Origin of the sequence: Pseudomonas pseudonitroreducens, assembly GCF_021603645.1 — a bacterium.
In the GTDB taxonomy this organism is placed as follows: Bacteria; Pseudomonadota; Gammaproteobacteria; order Pseudomonadales; family Pseudomonadaceae; genus Pseudomonas; species Pseudomonas pseudonitroreducens.
This window is the reverse complement of the sequence record NZ_BQHJ01000009.1, coordinates 15,121-29,331: the sequence shown is the minus strand read 5'-3', so window position 1 is coordinate 29,331 and position 14,211 is coordinate 15,121. Positions and strand designations below refer to the sequence as shown.

General features: G+C 65.8%; 16 protein-coding genes. 1 reads left to right on the top strand and 15 read right to left on the bottom strand.

Going from position 1 to position 14,211, the window contains the following annotated elements:
• Nucleotides 1–63: 63 nt before the first annotated feature.
• From L6D89_RS21255 to L6D89_RS21190, 14 genes are all read right to left on the bottom strand, one after another.
• Nucleotides 64–1,014: a FecR family protein gene (locus L6D89_RS21255; protein ID WP_236201094.1), complete on the bottom strand. Its 951-nt coding sequence runs from the start codon at nucleotides 1,012–1,014 to the stop codon at nucleotides 64–66.
• Complete coding sequence (locus L6D89_RS21250; RefSeq protein ID WP_236201093.1) at nucleotides 1,011–1,532, bottom strand: sigma-70 family RNA polymerase sigma factor; 522 nt, start codon at nucleotides 1,530–1,532, stop codon at nucleotides 1,011–1,013. Before L6D89_RS21250 ends, L6D89_RS21255 begins: the two co-directional genes overlap by 4 nt.
• 187 nt (nucleotides 1,533–1,719) lie before the next feature.
• Entirely contained in the window at nucleotides 1,720–2,679 is a 960-nt protein-coding gene (locus L6D89_RS21245) for a DMT family transporter (protein WP_236201092.1), read from the bottom strand.
• Between the two features lie 93 nt (nucleotides 2,680–2,772).
• Nucleotides 2,773–3,192, bottom strand: a complete 420-nt coding sequence (locus L6D89_RS21240) for an MAPEG family protein (RefSeq protein WP_236175020.1) — start codon at nucleotides 3,190–3,192, stop codon at nucleotides 2,773–2,775.
• Between the two features lie 249 nt (nucleotides 3,193–3,441).
• Nucleotides 3,442–3,657, bottom strand: coding sequence for a TOBE domain-containing protein (locus L6D89_RS21235; protein WP_017517652.1), 216 nt, complete (start codon nucleotides 3,655–3,657; stop codon nucleotides 3,442–3,444).
• 44 nt (nucleotides 3,658–3,701) lie between these two features.
• Nucleotides 3,702–4,514, bottom strand: coding sequence for an aliphatic sulfonates ABC transporter ATP-binding protein (gene ssuB / locus L6D89_RS21230; protein WP_236201091.1), 813 nt, complete (start codon nucleotides 4,512–4,514; stop codon nucleotides 3,702–3,704).
• On the bottom strand, nucleotides 4,511–5,299 hold the full coding sequence (gene ssuC / locus L6D89_RS21225) for an aliphatic sulfonate ABC transporter permease SsuC (protein WP_236201090.1): 789 nt from the start codon (nucleotides 5,297–5,299) through the stop codon (nucleotides 4,511–4,513). Before ssuC ends, ssuB begins: the two co-directional genes overlap by 4 nt.
• A gap of 104 nt (nucleotides 5,300–5,403) precedes the next feature.
• Nucleotides 5,404–6,567: an FMNH2-dependent alkanesulfonate monooxygenase gene (gene ssuD, locus L6D89_RS21220; protein ID WP_236201089.1), complete on the bottom strand. Its 1,164-nt coding sequence runs from the start codon at nucleotides 6,565–6,567 to the stop codon at nucleotides 5,404–5,406.
• 168 nt (nucleotides 6,568–6,735) lie between these two features.
• The gene (locus L6D89_RS21215) at nucleotides 6,736–7,701 is read right to left on the bottom strand and encodes a sulfonate ABC transporter substrate-binding protein (protein WP_236201088.1); all 966 of its coding nucleotides are present in this window, start codon (nucleotides 7,699–7,701) and stop codon (nucleotides 6,736–6,738) included.
• A gap of 135 nt (nucleotides 7,702–7,836) precedes the next feature.
• Nucleotides 7,837–8,430 (bottom strand): NADPH-dependent FMN reductase, encoded by a 594-nt coding sequence (gene ssuE, locus L6D89_RS21210; RefSeq protein ID WP_236201087.1) that lies wholly within the window; start codon nucleotides 8,428–8,430, stop codon nucleotides 7,837–7,839.
• 332 nt (nucleotides 8,431–8,762) lie between these two features.
• Complete coding sequence (locus L6D89_RS21205; RefSeq protein ID WP_236201086.1) at nucleotides 8,763–9,515, bottom strand: ABC transporter ATP-binding protein; 753 nt, start codon at nucleotides 9,513–9,515, stop codon at nucleotides 8,763–8,765.
• Nucleotides 9,515–10,339: an ABC transporter permease gene (locus L6D89_RS21200; protein ID WP_236201252.1), complete on the bottom strand. Its 825-nt coding sequence runs from the start codon at nucleotides 10,337–10,339 to the stop codon at nucleotides 9,515–9,517. The genes L6D89_RS21205 and L6D89_RS21200 overlap by 1 nt, the downstream gene beginning before the upstream one ends.
• A gap of 18 nt (nucleotides 10,340–10,357) precedes the next feature.
• Entirely contained in the window at nucleotides 10,358–11,374 is a 1,017-nt protein-coding gene (locus L6D89_RS21195) for an aliphatic sulfonate ABC transporter substrate-binding protein (protein WP_236201085.1), read from the bottom strand.
• A gap of 285 nt (nucleotides 11,375–11,659) precedes the next feature.
• Entirely contained in the window at nucleotides 11,660–12,298 is a 639-nt protein-coding gene (locus tag L6D89_RS21190) for a peroxiredoxin (RefSeq protein ID WP_024764389.1), read from the bottom strand.
• A 293-nt stretch (nucleotides 12,299–12,591) separates the two neighbouring features.
• Here L6D89_RS21190 and L6D89_RS21185 point away from each other — a divergent pair, with 293 nt between their 5' ends.
• On the top strand, nucleotides 12,592–12,801 hold the full coding sequence (locus L6D89_RS21185; RefSeq protein WP_236175028.1) for a DUF6316 family protein: 210 nt from the start codon (nucleotides 12,592–12,594) through the stop codon (nucleotides 12,799–12,801).
• 192 nt (nucleotides 12,802–12,993) lie between these two features.
• Here the strand turns inward: L6D89_RS21185 and L6D89_RS21180 are convergent, their stop codons facing one another.
• Entirely contained in the window at nucleotides 12,994–14,178 is a 1,185-nt protein-coding gene (locus L6D89_RS21180) for a thiolase family protein (protein WP_236201084.1), read from the bottom strand.
• Between the last annotated feature and the right edge of the window lie 33 nt (nucleotides 14,179–14,211).

Genomic DNA, 14,211 nt, shown 5'->3' with positions numbered 1-14,211 from the left:
GATCGCGGACAAAGTCCGCTCCTACGAAATGGGCCAGCTCGGAGGAATACCGGCAGGTTGGGATCAGCGGGGGAAAATGACCGCGCTGCCATCGGCCTTGCGCTGCACGCGCACGTCGAGCAGCACCGGCAGGGCCGCGAGGAAGTCGTCGGGGCGGGCCAGGCGTACGTTGCCGGAGATGGGCTTCTGCGCCAGGCGCTCGTCGCCCAGGCGGATGGGCGCGGCGCGGTATTGCGACAGCTCGTCCACCAGCGCACCCAGGGGCTGATTGCGGAAGGCGAGCATGCCGTCGCGCCAGGCGGCGATGGAGGCGACAGGCACGCGATCGATCTGCGCCTCCCCTGCTCCAGCGGCAAGCTGGGCGCGATCACCCGCGGCCAGGGTCTGCTCGCCCCGCGCATCGAGTTTCGCCTGCAAGGCCACCTTGCCGTGGCGGACAGCCACGGTCAGCCCATCGCGCTCACAGTGCACGTCGAACCCCGTGCCGAGCACCCGTACCCGGCTATCGCCGAGGGTCACGCGGAAGGGCCGGGCGGCGTTATGGGTAACCTCGAAATAGGCCTCGCCGCGCAGCAATTGCACATCGCGGAACGCATCCGAAAACTCGATGCGCACCGCCGAATCACCGGCCAGGAACACTCGCGAGCCATCAGTCAGTGTCACCTCGCGCTGCTCGCCCGCGGCGGTGGATTGCACCTGTTGCGGGTCGGCCAGGCGGCCGCCGCTGAAGTCGTTGGCCAGCAGCAATGCCGCGCAGAACACGCTGGCAGCGGCGAGACCCCGCCAAGGCAGACTGGAGCGACGGCGCGGCGCGATGACGGGCCGCTGAATCTGGTCGAGATCGCTCCACAACTGCTCGATCTCACGGTAGGCGGATTCATGGGCAGGGTCTTCCGCCAGCCAGTCGGCGAAGGCCTGGCGCTCGCGGGCATCCCAGGCGCCCGCGCGCTGGCGGCTGAACCACTTGGCGGCGAGTTCATCAATCACCTGCTGGCGTTCCTCTTGCGGCGTCATGCTTCGCCCTCTCCCTGAACCTGCCGCTTGCAGTGCAACAGCGCACAGGCGACGTGCTTTTCCACCATGCTCAGTGAAATCCCCATGCGCCGCGCTACCTCGGGCTGCGACAGGCCGTCGAACTTGTGCAGGATGAAAGCCTCGCGGCGCCGTGGCGGCAGGCTGTCCAGCGCCTGGGAAAGCTGCCGAAGGTAACGTTGTCGCTCGAACTGCACCACGGGTTCGCCCCCTTCGGCGGCCGGTTGCTGGTCACTGTCGACGGCCTCTTCCGGTTCGCTGGAAAAGCGCCGGGAGCGCTGCCAGTGGTCGCGCAGCAGGTTGCGTGCGACCTGGAAGAGGAATGCGCGCGGCTGCTCCACTTCATGCCGCGAAGACGACTTGAGCCACTGGGCGAAGGCGTCCTGGGCGAGGTCGGCGGCATCTGCCGAGCTGCCCAGCTGCTTGCGCAGGAAGCGCAGGAGCTCGCCGTGGAAGGAGCGATAGGCCTGGGACACCGAACGGGAGAAACGCTCATCCATCGACCCACGCCTCCCGGCGTCGCCGCCCTGCCCCGCTGTTGCCCGCTACCACGTCGCCCCCGAACCGAGGCGCTGGGCCTCGACAACCATCGAATTGCACAAATGATAATACATATCATTTGCGAAAATGAAGCCGAACGCGAGCGCTGGATAGCAGAAGGCCGCCTCGCGGCGGCCTTCGGGGCATTCAGAGGTTGGCGATGCGCGCCCTTCGCGCCCGGTAACTGCGCAACAACGAGGGTGCCAGTGCGGTGAGCGCCGAGCCGCTGACCACCAGCAGCGCGCCGAGATAGGCCAGACCGTTTAGGTCTTCGGGCAGGACGAACTCGGGCCACAGCGAGGCGGCCAGCGCCACCGAGGCGAAGGTGACCAACGGGGTGATCGCCAGGGTCGCGCTGACCCGCGAAGCTTCCCAGTGCGCCAGCGCCTCGGCGAAGGCGCCGTAGGCCACCAGGGTGTTCAGGCAGCAGGCCAGCAGCAGCCAGCCTTGCAGCGGCGAGAGCTCCAGCGCCTCCAGCGGATGCGCCCAGGGCGTGAGCAACGCGCCGCAGCCCAGGTAGATGACCATCATCACCTGCACCGAGGTCCACTGGGTCAGCAGTTGCTTCTGCGCCAGGCCGTAGAAGGTCCAGATGAAGGCGGCGAACACCACGATCAGCACGCCGGTGGTGTACTCGCCCAGCGAGCTGAACAGTTCCGCCAGGCGCTGATTGAAGAACAGCACGAAACCGAAGATCAGCACGGCGAGCCCCAGTGCCTGGCCAATGCTGAAGCTCTCCTTGAAGACGAACAGGCTGCCCAGCAACAGCAGGATTGGCGCGATCTGGATCACCAGTTGCGTGGTGCCCGGCGTGAGCATGCGCAGGCCGATCAGGTAGCACACGTAGTTGCCGGTCAGGCCGAGAATGGCCAGCAACACCAATCCCTTGCCGCGCGCGCCAAGTGGCGAGAAGCGCGGTAGCTGGCGGGTGAAGGCCAGGTAGATGAGCAGCAGACCACCGGACACCACCAGGCGAAACCAGGTGACGGTGATCGGGTCCATCACCTTCAGGACTTCCTTGAGCTTGATCGGCAGGATGCCCCAGAGAACGGCGGTGACCAGGGCCAGGAACAGGCCGAATTGCCAGCGGCCGGATGAAACGTGCATGAGAGCCTCGACGCGTGTGCGGTCCGCCATGCTATGTCATGGCGGTAACGCCCCATAGGAACAGTTGCGCTGTGCAACTGTTCCGGTCGCCGCTCAGACCAGGGTGGAAAGGCGCAGCAACCACCAGATCAGGATGATCAGCTGGACGAAGAACGCGGCGAAACGCACCCACACCGCCAGCGCCGAGGTGCTGAGCAGGTGCACGACGGACTGGACGATACGCGCCACCAGCAGGGTCGGCGCCAGCGGATCGGTGATCAGCACCTGGTCGGTGACCATGGCATAGAGCAGCACGGCGCAGAACAGCGGCACGTTCTCCACGCAGTTGGCGTGGGCACGCACCAGGCGCTGGCCGAAAGTACCGGGGGTGTTGCTGCCGTCGGCGGCGAAGACGTTGACCTTCATACGGCCGGACATCACCAGCAGGCCGCGCTGGTTGACCAGCAGCAGGACCAGCAGCACGGTCCAGGCGACCAGGCCGAGCAACGCGAAGGCAGAGGGACTCAGGGACATGCGGGACTCCTTTCTCTTGTTGGTTTGAGCGGAGTCTAGGGGAAGTAGAGCAATTGCTCTAGCCCGCACAAAGGTGGGCTTGGGGGTAGGAGCGGACTCCGTCCGCGATCGATTCCCGGCCGCTCCGAGCGGGCCGGTGGCACATCGCGGACGGAGTCCGCTCCTACGCCCATTGGAAACACCACAAGCGGCCCGAAAAGAAAACGGGCAGCCCGTTTCCGGACTGCCCGTTGTGTTCCAGCGGCGCATTCAGAGCTTGGCGATGGACACCTCGGTGGATTTCACGAAGGCGATCACTTCGCTGCCGATGGCCAGTTCCAGCTCTTTCACGGAACGGGTGGTGATCACCGAGGTGACGATGCCGGCGGCGGTCTGCACGTCGATTTCCGACAGCACATCGCCTTCGACGATTTCCTTGATGGTGCCTTTGAACTGGTTGCGGACGTTGATGGCTTTGATGGTCATGGCGTTTCTCCTTGGGGAATGGCGTTACACGTGTGAACGTTGGATCAGAGTGCCCAGCGCAGTTGCGTGGGCAGTGGCGATACGGGTTCCGGCTCGGGCGGCTGCGCCGGCAGCGACAGCACGCGTTCGAGCACTTCGGCTTCGAGCGCGGCCAGGCGTGCCGAACCACGGGCGCGCGGCCGGTGCAGCTCGACATTCAGGTCCAGGCCGATCTCACCGTCTTCGATGAGGATCACCCGGTCGGCGATGGCCACGGCCTCGCTGACATCGTGGGTGACCAGCAGCACGGTGAAGCCATGCTGCTGCCAGAGGCCTTCGATCAGTTGCTGCATCTCGATACGGGTCAGCGCGTCCAGGGCGCCCAGCGGCTCGTCGAGCAGCAGCAGGCGTGGCTGGTGGATCAGCGCACGGGCCAGGGCCACGCGCTGCTTCTGGCCGCCGGACAAGCCCGCCGGCCACTCGTTGGCGCGGTCGGACAGGCCCACGGCTTCCAGCGCCTCCAGCGCCTTGCCGCGCCAGTCGCCCTTGAGGCCGAGGCCGACGTTGTCGATCACCCGTTTCCACGGCAGCAGGCGCGAATCCTGGAACATCAGGCGGGTCTCTTCGCGAGCGCTTTCCAGCGGCGCGGAGCCCGCCAGCAACTGGCCGTCGCTGGCGGCATCGAGGCCGGCCAGCAGACGCAGCAGGGTGCTCTTGCCGCAACCGCTGCGACCGACGATGGCGACGAACTGGCCGGCGGGAATGCGCAGGTCGATACCCTTGAGCACTTCACGCTCGCCGAAGCGCTTGCGCACGTTCTCCAGGGCCAGCGGGATGCCTTTCTTCAGTTGTTGCGGCAAGTTGTTTACGGCGTTCATGCCGCACCTCCTTTCACCTGATACGCCGGGTGCCAGCGCAGCCACACGCGTTCCAGGCCGCGGGCAGCGAGGTCGGCCAGCTTGCCGAGCACGGCATAGAGCAGGATGGCCAGGACCACTACGTCGGTCTGCAGGAACTCGCGGGCGTTCATCGCCAGGTAGCCGATGCCGGAATTGGCGGAAATGGTCTCGGCGACGATCAGGGTCAGCCACATGAAGCCCAGGGCGAAGCGCACGCCCACCAGGATCGAGGGCAGCGCGCCGGGCAGGATCACCTGGCGGAACAGCGCAAAGCCGGACAGCCCGTAGCTGCGCGACATTTCCAGCAGGCCCGGATCGATGCTGCGGATGCCGTGGTAGGTGTTGAGGTAAATCGGGAACAGCGTGCCGAGGGCGACCAGGAAGATCTTCGCCGACTCGTCGATGCCGAACCACAGGATCACCAGCGGGATCAGCGCCAGGTGCGGCACGTTGCGAATCATCTGCACCGAGCTGTCGAGGAAGCGCTCGCCCCACGTCGACAGGCCGGTGATCAGCCCCAGCAGCAGGCCGATGCTGCCACCGATGACGAAGCCGACGGCGGCGCGCCAGGTGCTGATCGCCAGGTGTTGCCACAGCTCGCCGCTGACCACCAGGTGGTAGCCGGCCTCGGCCACGGCGCTGGGCGCGGGGAGGATGCGGCTGGACAGCCAGCCGAACTCCACCGCCAGTTGCCAGATCACCACCAGGCCCACCGGCAGGGCCCAGGGCGCGAGGCGCTGGGCAAGATTGTTGGAAACGCTCATCTCTTCTCTCCGGATTCGTCGTAGGGCGCATGAAGCGGAACGCTTCATCCGCCGTCTCGCGTCGGTGGCGGATAACGCTTTGCGTTATTCGCCCTACGGTCTTGTCAGCTCGCCGATGCAGCCTTGGGCAGCTTTTTAGGAGGCAGAGAATCATTAGCGACCATCTCGCCGAACGGGCTGACGTAGCCGCGCGCCTGCGGTTGCTGGGGCTGGGCCAGGTCCAGGTGCGGGAAGAGCAGTTCGGCGACCCGGTAGGACTCTTCCAGGTGCGGGTAGCCGGAGAAGATGAAGGTGTCGATCCCCAGGTCGGCGTATTCCTTCACGCGTGCCGCCACCGTGGGGCCGTCGCCGACCAGCGCGGTACCGGCGCCGCCGCGAACCAGGCCGACACCGGCCCAGAGGTTGGGGCTGACTTCCAGCTTGTCCTTGCTGCCGCCGTGCAGGGCGGCCATGCGCTGCTGGCCGACGGAATCGAAGCGCGCCAGGGACGCCTGGGCGCGGTCGATGGTGTCCTGGTCCAGGTGGGAGATCAGGCGGTCGGCAGCCTGCCAGGCTTCCTCGTTGGTCTCGCGGACGATCACATGCAGGCGGATGCCGAAGCGCACGCTGCGGCCCTGCTTGGCAGCCTTTTCGCGGACCTGGGCGATTTTCTCGGCGACGGCGGCCGGCGGCTCGCCCCAGGTCAGGTACAGCTCGACCTGCTCGGCGGCAAGGTCCTGCGCGGCGTCGGAGGAACCACCGAAGTACAGCGGCGGACGCGGTTGCTGGATCGGCGGATAGAGCAGCTTGGCGCCCTTCACTTGCAGGTGCTTGCCGTCGTAGTCGACGGTTTCGCCTTCCAGTACGCGGCGCCAGATGCGGGTGAACTCGACCGAGGCTTCGTAGCGCTCGGCATGGCTCAGGTGCAGGCCGTCACCGGCCAGCTCGTCCGGGTCGCCACCGGTCACCAGGTTGAACAGCGCGCGCCCACCGGAGAGCCGGTCGAGGGTTGCGGCCTGGCGGGCGGCCACGGTCGGGGAAATGATGCCCGGGCGCAGGGCGACCAGGAACTTCAGGCGCTGGGTCACCGGGATCAGCGAGGCGGCGACCAGCCAGGAATCCTCGCAGGAGCGGCCGGTGGGGATCAGCACGCCGCCGAAACCGAGGCGGTCGGCGGCCTGGGCGACCTGTTGCAGATAACCGTGGTCCACGGCGCGGGCGCCTTCGGCGGTGCCCAGGTAGTGGCCGTCGCCGTGGGTCGGCAGGAACCAGAAGATGTTGAGACTCATCGCAGTAACTCCAGATAAGCGCGCCGGCGTGGCGTAGCCGCGCGATGAAGGGGTGGGTGTACGTGTTGCTGCTGTTCTTCGTAGGAGCGAGCTTGCTCGCGAACAGATTTCCCGGCAGCGCTGGCGCTGGGCGGGTTCGCGAGCAAGCTCGCTCCTACACAAAGCGGGTTAGTTGCTGGCGGCTACCTTGGCCGGCGCCGTCCACACCACGTCCTTGATGCTCAGCTTCTTCGGGATCAGCTTCAGGTCGGTGAAGGTGTCGGCGATCTTCTGCTGCGCGGCGGTGACTTCCGGGGTGATCGGCTGGGCGCCGTAGCCCTGGCGTTTCACCGCGGTGAAGGTGATGTCCGCCGGCAGGCCGAGCAGCGGCGCAACCTGGTCGGTCACCTGCTGCGGGTTCTGCTGCGACCACTCGCCCACCGAACGCACTTCGTCGATCAGGGTGGTGATCACCTGCGGGTGGTTGTTCGCGTAGGGGCGGGTCGCCAGGTAGAACTGGTGGTTATCCACAAGACCGCTGCCATCCACCAGGGTGCGGGCGGCGAGCTGTTTCTCGGCGGCAGCCTGGTACGGGTCCCAGATCACCCAGGCATCGACGCTGCCACGCTCGAAGGCGGCGCGGGCGTCGGCCGGCGGCAGGTAGACGGGCTGGATATCGGTGTATTTCAGGCCGGCCTTTTCCAGGGCACGCACCAGCAGGTAGTGCACGTTGGAGCCTTTGTTCAGGGCGACTTTCTTGCCCTTCAGCTCGGCGACGGATTTGATCGGCGAATCCTTGGGCAGCAGGATCGCTTCGCTGGTCGGTGCCGGCGGCTCGTGGGCCACATAGACCAGATCGGCGCCAGCAGCCTGGGCGAACACCGGCGGGGTCTCGCCGGTGACGCCGAAGTCGATGCTGCCGACGTTCAGCCCTTCGAGCAGCTGCGGGCCACCGGGGAATTCGGTCCATTGCACCTTGACGCCCTGCTCGGCCAGGCGCTTCTCCAGCGTGCCACGGGCCTTGAGCAACACCAGGGTGCCGTATTTCTGATAACCGATACGCAGGGTGCCGGGTTGTTCGTCCGCCTGGACGTTGTAGGACAGGGCCGCGATCAGCAGGGCCGCCAGTCCACTACGCAAAGTAAGGGTCCGCATGGGAGTGATCCTTCATCGAGTGTGATTGCCGGACCTGCGGTCCCGTTGACGGGACGGTGAGGGCCTTTTCTTGTTGGTGACGCAGTTGCCGCCTGCCGGTTCGGGGCTTGGCGTGTTCCTGCGTGGAGTTGCCTGTCAGATGCTCCAGCGGGCGTTGATCAGCCGTTCGTTGAGCAGGTTCGGGTCGATGGGTTTCGGCCGGCGCGCGAGGGCGCCGTGGAACTGTTCCAGGGATTCCAGCAGCCGGTGTTCGAGGGTCGACTCCAGGCGTGCCGGGGAATTGCCCTCGGGGTATTGCACCTGGCTCTCTTCGGCGAACACGCCATGCAGGGTTTCCTGGGCCTTCAGCGCAGCGAGGACCGGCTTGAGCGCGTAGTCCACCGCCAGCATGTGGGCGTTGCTGCCGCCGGTGGCCAGGGGCAGCACCACCTTGTGCGCCAATGCCCGCTCCGGCAGCAGGTCGAGAATCACTTTCAGCGCACCGGCAATGGACGCCTTGTACACCGGCGTGGAGATCACCAGGCCGTCGGCGCGCAGGACCTGCTCGATCAGCTCCATCACCCGCGGGCTGTCGAAGCGCGCATGCAGCAGGTCTTCAGCGGGAAAGTCGTGCACGGAGTAGGAGCGCACCTCGGCGCCGTGGGCGTGCAGCCAGTTCCGTGCGACATCCAGGAGGACACCGGAACGGGAACGCTGGCTGGGGCTGCCGGCAAGGGTGACTACATACATCTGCACGCTTCCTTATAACGACCAGGACGATACAAATGCCGTCCTGCTAACCAATGTGCATAGACCTTAACAGGCAACCTCATATTCCAATAAATGTTATTTTTTCATTTGATTATGCGATTTTGTTTTAAAAGCATGAACAACTGTCTTCTCCGGGATAATTCTGCGCTTGCATTTTCCCCTCACCCCAACCCTCTCCCTTAGGGAGAGGGGGCAGGCCGTGCCGGCTGATGCTGTGGTTTCATCCTGCACCGAACGGTCCCCTCTCCCTCTGGGAGAGGGCTAGGGTGAGGGCCGATCCGAGCACAGCGGCATTCCGTAGGGGCGGAACGTCAGATGACGTGCGACTGGTGCAGTTCGGTCAGCGCTTCGCCGCGCAGGAAGGCCAGTTCCACCGCGCGACGGTCGCGCGGGCGCGGCAGCGGCACGGGGAATTCGCGGCGCAGGCGGCTGGGCGTGCCGCCCAGCAGCAGGACGCGGTCGCTGAGGTAGAAGGCTTCGTCGAGGTCGTGGGTGACCAGCAGGATGCTGATGTCGTACTCCAGCGCCAGTTGCTGGATCAGGTCCTGCAGGCGGATGCGGGTGAAGGCGTCCACCGCGCTGAAGGGCTCGTCCAGCAGCAGTACCTGCGGCCGGCCATAGAGGCCACGAGCGATGGCCGCACGCTGGGCCATGCCGCCGGAGAGCTGCTTGGGCAGCAGGTCGCCCTTGCCTTCCAGGCCCACGTCGCGCAGCAGGTGCTCGATGCGGGTATCGTCGGCCAACCAGCCGTCGGCGAAGCCGATGTTCTGCGCCACGCTGAGCCAGGGCAGCAGGCGCGGCTCCTGGAACACCACGCCGACGCCACCGCCGCCACGGCCGGTATCGCCATGCGGGCCGAAGCCCAGCAGCGGATTGCGCTCCAGCGAGCCGGCGAATTCGTCATCCAGCCCGGCGGCGATGCGCAGCAGGGTACTTTTTCCACAGCCACTGGGGCCGAGCAGGCTGACCACTTCGCCCGGCGCCAGGCTCAGGCTGACGTCGTCCAGCACCCGCACGCCGGAGAAGCTCTTGCGGATATCACACAGTGCCAGCAAGGCGCTCATCAGCTCTCTCCATTGCCGAGGAAGGTGTCGCGCCAGGCCAGCGCGCGCTGCTCCAGCGCCTTGAGCAGGCTGTCGCTGAGCTTGCCGAGCACCGCCAGCACCAGGATCGCGGCGATGACGATGTCCGGCCGCGAGGTTTCCCGGCCATCGCTGAGCAGGTAGCCCAGGCCACGGGTGGCGGCGATCAGCTCGGCGGCGACGAGGAACATCCAGCTCAGGCTCAGCGCGCCGCGCAAGCCGGTGAACAGGCTCGGCAACGCCGCCGGCAGCAGAATCCGCCGCACCAGGGCGAACGGCGACAGGTGATACAGCCGGCCCAGCTCGACCCACTTGCGGTCGACGTTACGCACGCCGGCTACCAGCGAGAGATACACGGGGAAGAAGGCGCCGAGGGCGATCAGGACGATCTTCGGTGTCTCGTCGATGCCCAGCCAGAGCAGCAGGAGCGGCACCCAGGCGAGGCTGGGGATGGCCCGCAATGCCTGGAAAGTCGGTTCGAGATAAGCCTCGGCACGCTGGCTGAGGCCGACCCAGGTGCCGATCAGGATGGCCAACGCCGCGCCGATGGAGAAGCCGGCAGCCACCCGCGCAAGGCTGGCCGCCACGTGTTTCCACAGCTCGCCCTGGGCCAGTTGCCAGAGCGTCAGCGCAACGCTGCTGGGTGCCGGCATCTGGTGCTCGGGCAGCCAGCCGACGCGTACCACCAGTTCCAGCACCGCGCACAGCAGCAGCGGCAGCAGCCAGGCGCGCCAGCTCAGCCGCGGCCAGCGCAGCGTTGGCTGCTGCCGCTGCTGGCGGGCGAGGCGCAGGCTCTGGGTCGGCAGGCTCTGGGGTGGCATGGCTTACTGCTCCGCCTTGGCGACGGCGCCAGCCTTGCCGATGACCTCGCCAGCCAGTTGCGGAGCGATCAGCTGATCCACCACGGCGGTGACGTCGGTACCCGGACGAACCAGTTGCTCATCGACCAGGATCGGTGCGGCGGCTTTCAGCGCGGCAACCTGCTCGGCCCCCGGCAGCGGTTTGCTGAAGTCGGTGCGCGAGAGTTGCAGCTTCGCCACTTCAAGCGGCAGCTTGGCCTCCTCGGCGAGCAGCTTCGCGGTCTCCTCCGGGTGGGCAATGGCCCACTGGCGCGCCTCCTCGTAGGCGGCGATGACCTGCTTGATCAGCGCCGGCTGCTCCTGCTCGAATTTCTCGGTGACGCTGAGCACGCCGTAGCTGTTGAAGTCGACGTTGCGGTACAGCAGGCGTGAACCGGCCTGCAGTTCGCTGGCGGCCATGTGCGGGTCCAGCCCCGCCCAGGCATCCACCCTGCCCTGCTCCAGCGCGGCACGGCCGTCCGGGTGCTGCAGGTGGACGATCTCCACATCGTTCTTGTCCAGCCCGGCCTGCTGCAGGCTGCGCAGGAGGAACAGGTAGGGATCGGTGCCCTTGGTGGCGGCGATCTTCTTGCCCTTGAGGTCGGCCACGGACTTGAGCGGCGAATCCTTGGGCACCACCAGCGCGGTCCACTCCGGACGGCTGGCGATGTAGACGGTCTTCAGCGGCGCACCATTGGCGCGGCTGAGCACGGCGGCCAGGCCTGCGGTGGAAGCGAAGTCGGTACTGCCGGCGTTGAGGTATTCCAGCGAACGGTTGCTGCCCTGGCTGAATATCCAGCGCACTTCGGTGCCCTGCGGCTTGAGGGATTTCTCCAGCCAGCCGAAGTGCTTGAGCACCAGGCTGGTGGGCGCGTAGTAGGCGTAGTCCAGGCGCACCTCCCTGGGTGCGTCGGCGGCTTGGATGGGGCTGTTGTAGGCGCCGATCGGCAGGCTCGCGAGAAGAGCGACGGCCAGGCTGCGGCGCCAGGTGGAATGACCCATGGTCGTTCTCCTTGGCGTGGGCTGGTGTCTTCTTCCCGTTTGGCGGGCAAGTCAGGACGGGGACTGAAGCGAATAAAAAAGCGCGGCGTGGTCCGCGCGTGAAAGATAAAAAATGGGCCGGCGAACCGGCCCGATTTCCCGCTCGAGGTTGAAACTTCTGCCTCCGAAGCGCGCGAGCTAGAGCCAGGCAAGGCGCCAGCGGCAGTGAGAGCGGAGTGTGCTACAGCACATGAGCATCTCGCTGCCGCTGGCAACGCAGGCTGGCCGACGCGCAGCCGCTTCGAATCACTTGTTCGGTTGCGGCGTCAGGCGCAGGTAGGGTTTGATCGCGCGGTAGCCCTTGGGGAAACGCTGCTTGATCTCTTCCTCGTCCTTGAGCGAGGGCACGATCACCACGTCATCGCCGTCCTGCCAGTTGCCGGGCGTGGCGACCTTGTGGTTGTCGGTGAGCTGCAGCGAGTCGATGACACGCAGGATTTCGTTGAAGTTGCGCCCGGTGCTCGCCGGGTAGGTGATGGTCAGGCGCACCTTCTTGTTCGGGTCGATGACGAACAGCGAACGCACGGTGAGGGTGTCGTTGGCGTTCGGGTGGATCAGGTCGTACAGCTCGGAGACCTTGCGGTCGGCGTCGGCGATGATCGGGAAGTTGACCACGGTGTTCTGGGTCTCGTTGATGTCGTCGATCCACTTCACGTGGGAGTCCACCGGGTCGACGGACAGCGCGATCACTTTGACGCCCTTGGCGGCGAACTGATCCTTGAGCTTGGCGGTCAGGCCCAGCTCGGTGGTGCACACCGGGGTGAAGTCGGCCGGGTGGGAGAACAGAATGCCCCAGCTGTTGCCGAGCCACTCATGGAAACGGATGCGGCCTTCGCTGGATTCCTGTTCGAAGTCGGGGGCGATGTCGCCAAGTCGCAAGCTCATGGGTCTCTCCTTGTTCGTGTTGGTAGCCACTATGCACAAGGTCTTTACGCATTAAAAAGAATATATTTTGATTTTCTTATAACCAAAATATCAACACTTCTGCCGACCCTGCTCCGCCGCCCAAGGCGCCGGACACTGAGCATAGTCAAAGGCCGGTGAAGCTCGGCTGGGCATGTGTTTCAGCGCTGAGACGAAAGCCCACCGTTCGTCGCCATCCGCCCGTAACCCAGGCGCGGCGGGGCTTTGCGTCATACACTCGAATCAATTAATCCTTTTGTACGGGAGGTCAGCGTATGTTGGGGCAACGAGTCGACGACGGTCAGGCGGCCACCCATTACCGCAGTGATCGGATCAGTTCGGTCAATGGTCAGTACTTCTTCTCCACCCGCGAGGGCACGCTCGAAGGCCCCTACTTCACCCGCTTCGACGCCGAGCGCGAAGTGGCGCAGTACATCACCCGCATGCGGCAGGCAGCGGGGCTGATGGCGCGGGTTGCGCGTTGACTCCGAACTGACGCAAAGAACGCAGAACCCCGGCCTGGTGCCGGGGTTTTGTTTTGCCAGCTTCTCTTCCACAGGCGAGCGCAAATGAAAAAGCCCCCGGCGTTTCCGCCAGGGGCTTTGCAAGGTACCGCACCGCTTGCGTGGAGCGGTCGGCGCCTTTCGGGCAAGGGCGGGCGCCCTCGCCCGCCGTGCTCAGCGTACCGCTTCGAACAGGCCGGTGGCGCCCATGCCGCCGCCCACGCACATGGTGACGACGCCGTAGCGCAGGTTGCGCCGCTGCAGTTCGCGCACCAGGTGGCCGACCTGGCGCGAGCCGGTCATACCGAAGGGGTGGCCGATGGAGATGGAGCCACCGTTGACGTTGTACTTCTCGTTGTCGATACCCAGGCGATCGCGGGCATACAGGCACTGCGAGGCGAAGGCTTCGTTGAGCTCCCAGAGGTCGATGTCGGCGACCTGCAGGCCCTTGGCCTTGAGCAGCTTGGGCACCGAGAACACCGGGCCGATGCCCATTTCGTCCGGCTCGCAGCCGGCGACGGTGAAGCCGCGGAAGAAGGCCTTGGGCTTGAGGCCCAGTTCCAGCGCCTTGTCCAGGCTCATGACCAGGGTCATGGAAGCGCCATCGGACAGCTGGGAGGCGTTGCCGGCGGTGACCGAGCCGTCCTCGGCGAACACCGGCTTGAGGGAGTTCAGGCCCTCGAGGGTGGTTTCCGGGCGGTTGCAGTCGTCGCGGTCGACCACGGCATCGAGCACCTTCTTCTCGCCGGTGGCCTTGTCTTCCACCAGGTACTTCACGCTCATCGGCACGATTTCATCGTCGAACAGACCTTCGGCCTGGGCGCGCGCGGTGCGCTGCTGGCTCTGCAGCGAGTACAGGTCCTGCGCTTCGCGGGTGACGTTGTAGCGGCGGGCGACGATCTCGGCGGTCTGCCCCATCGGGTAGTAGATGCCGGGGAAATCCGACTCCAGGCGCGGGTTGACGAAGTTGTCGCGGTTCATCTTGCCCGCGGTCATGCTGATCGACTCGACGCCGCCGGCCACCAGGATGTCGCTGCAGCCCGAGGCCACCTGGTTGGCGGCAATGGCGATGGCCTGCAGGCCCGAGGAGCAGTAGCGGTTGAGGGTCATGCCGGCGACGTGGATACCCAGGCGCGACAGCACCGCCGCGTTGCGGCCGATGTTGTGGCCCTGGGCGCCTTCGTTGGAACCGGCGCCGACCACGCAGTCATCCACCAGCAGCGGATCGAGGTTATTGCGCGCCAGCAGCGCGTCGATGCAATGGGCGACCATGTCGTCCGGACGGGTCATGTTGAATTTGCCCCGGAAGGACTTGGCCAGGCCGGTACGGACGCTGTCGACGATCACCACTTCGCGCATGGGAAACCTCGTTGCTTGTTGTTCGTTGGGGAG

Bases quoted from the DNA above. Each gene is read 5' to 3' on its own strand.
- ssuC (WP_236201090.1), bottom strand. From the start codon at position 5,299: ATGAGCGTTTCCAACAATCTTGCCCAGCGCCTCGCGCCCTGGGCCCTG.
- L6D89_RS21205 (WP_236201086.1), bottom strand. From the start codon at position 9,515: ATGAGCGCCTTGCTGGCACTGTGTGATATCCGCAAGAGCTTCTCCGGC.
- L6D89_RS21235 (WP_017517652.1), bottom strand. From the start codon at position 3,657: ATGACCATCAAAGCCATCAACGTCCGCAACCAGTTCAAAGGCACCATC.
- ssuB (WP_236201091.1), bottom strand. From the start codon at position 4,514: ATGAACGCCGTAAACAACTTGCCGCAACAACTGAAGAAAGGCATCCCG.
- L6D89_RS21185 (WP_236175028.1), top strand. From the start codon at position 12,592: ATGTTGGGGCAACGAGTCGACGACGGTCAGGCGGCCACCCATTACCGC.
- L6D89_RS21180 (WP_236201084.1), bottom strand. From the start codon at position 14,178: ATGCGCGAAGTGGTGATCGTCGACAGCGTCCGTACCGGCCTGGCCAAG.
- L6D89_RS21190 (WP_024764389.1), bottom strand. From the start codon at position 12,298: ATGAGCTTGCGACTTGGCGACATCGCCCCCGACTTCGAACAGGAATCC.
- L6D89_RS21215 (WP_236201088.1), bottom strand. From the start codon at position 7,701: ATGCGGACCCTTACTTTGCGTAGTGGACTGGCGGCCCTGCTGATCGCG.
- L6D89_RS21195 (WP_236201085.1), bottom strand. From the start codon at position 11,374: ATGGGTCATTCCACCTGGCGCCGCAGCCTGGCCGTCGCTCTTCTCGCG.
- L6D89_RS21255 (WP_236201094.1), bottom strand. From the start codon at position 1,014: ATGACGCCGCAAGAGGAACGCCAGCAGGTGATTGATGAACTCGCCGCC.
- L6D89_RS21250 (WP_236201093.1), bottom strand. From the start codon at position 1,532: ATGGATGAGCGTTTCTCCCGTTCGGTGTCCCAGGCCTATCGCTCCTTC.
- ssuE (WP_236201087.1), bottom strand. From the start codon at position 8,430: ATGTATGTAGTCACCCTTGCCGGCAGCCCCAGCCAGCGTTCCCGTTCC.
- ssuD (WP_236201089.1), bottom strand. From the start codon at position 6,567: ATGAGTCTCAACATCTTCTGGTTCCTGCCGACCCACGGCGACGGCCAC.
- L6D89_RS21240 (WP_236175020.1), bottom strand. From the start codon at position 3,192: ATGTCCCTGAGTCCCTCTGCCTTCGCGTTGCTCGGCCTGGTCGCCTGG.
- L6D89_RS21245 (WP_236201092.1), bottom strand. From the start codon at position 2,679: ATGCACGTTTCATCCGGCCGCTGGCAATTCGGCCTGTTCCTGGCCCTG.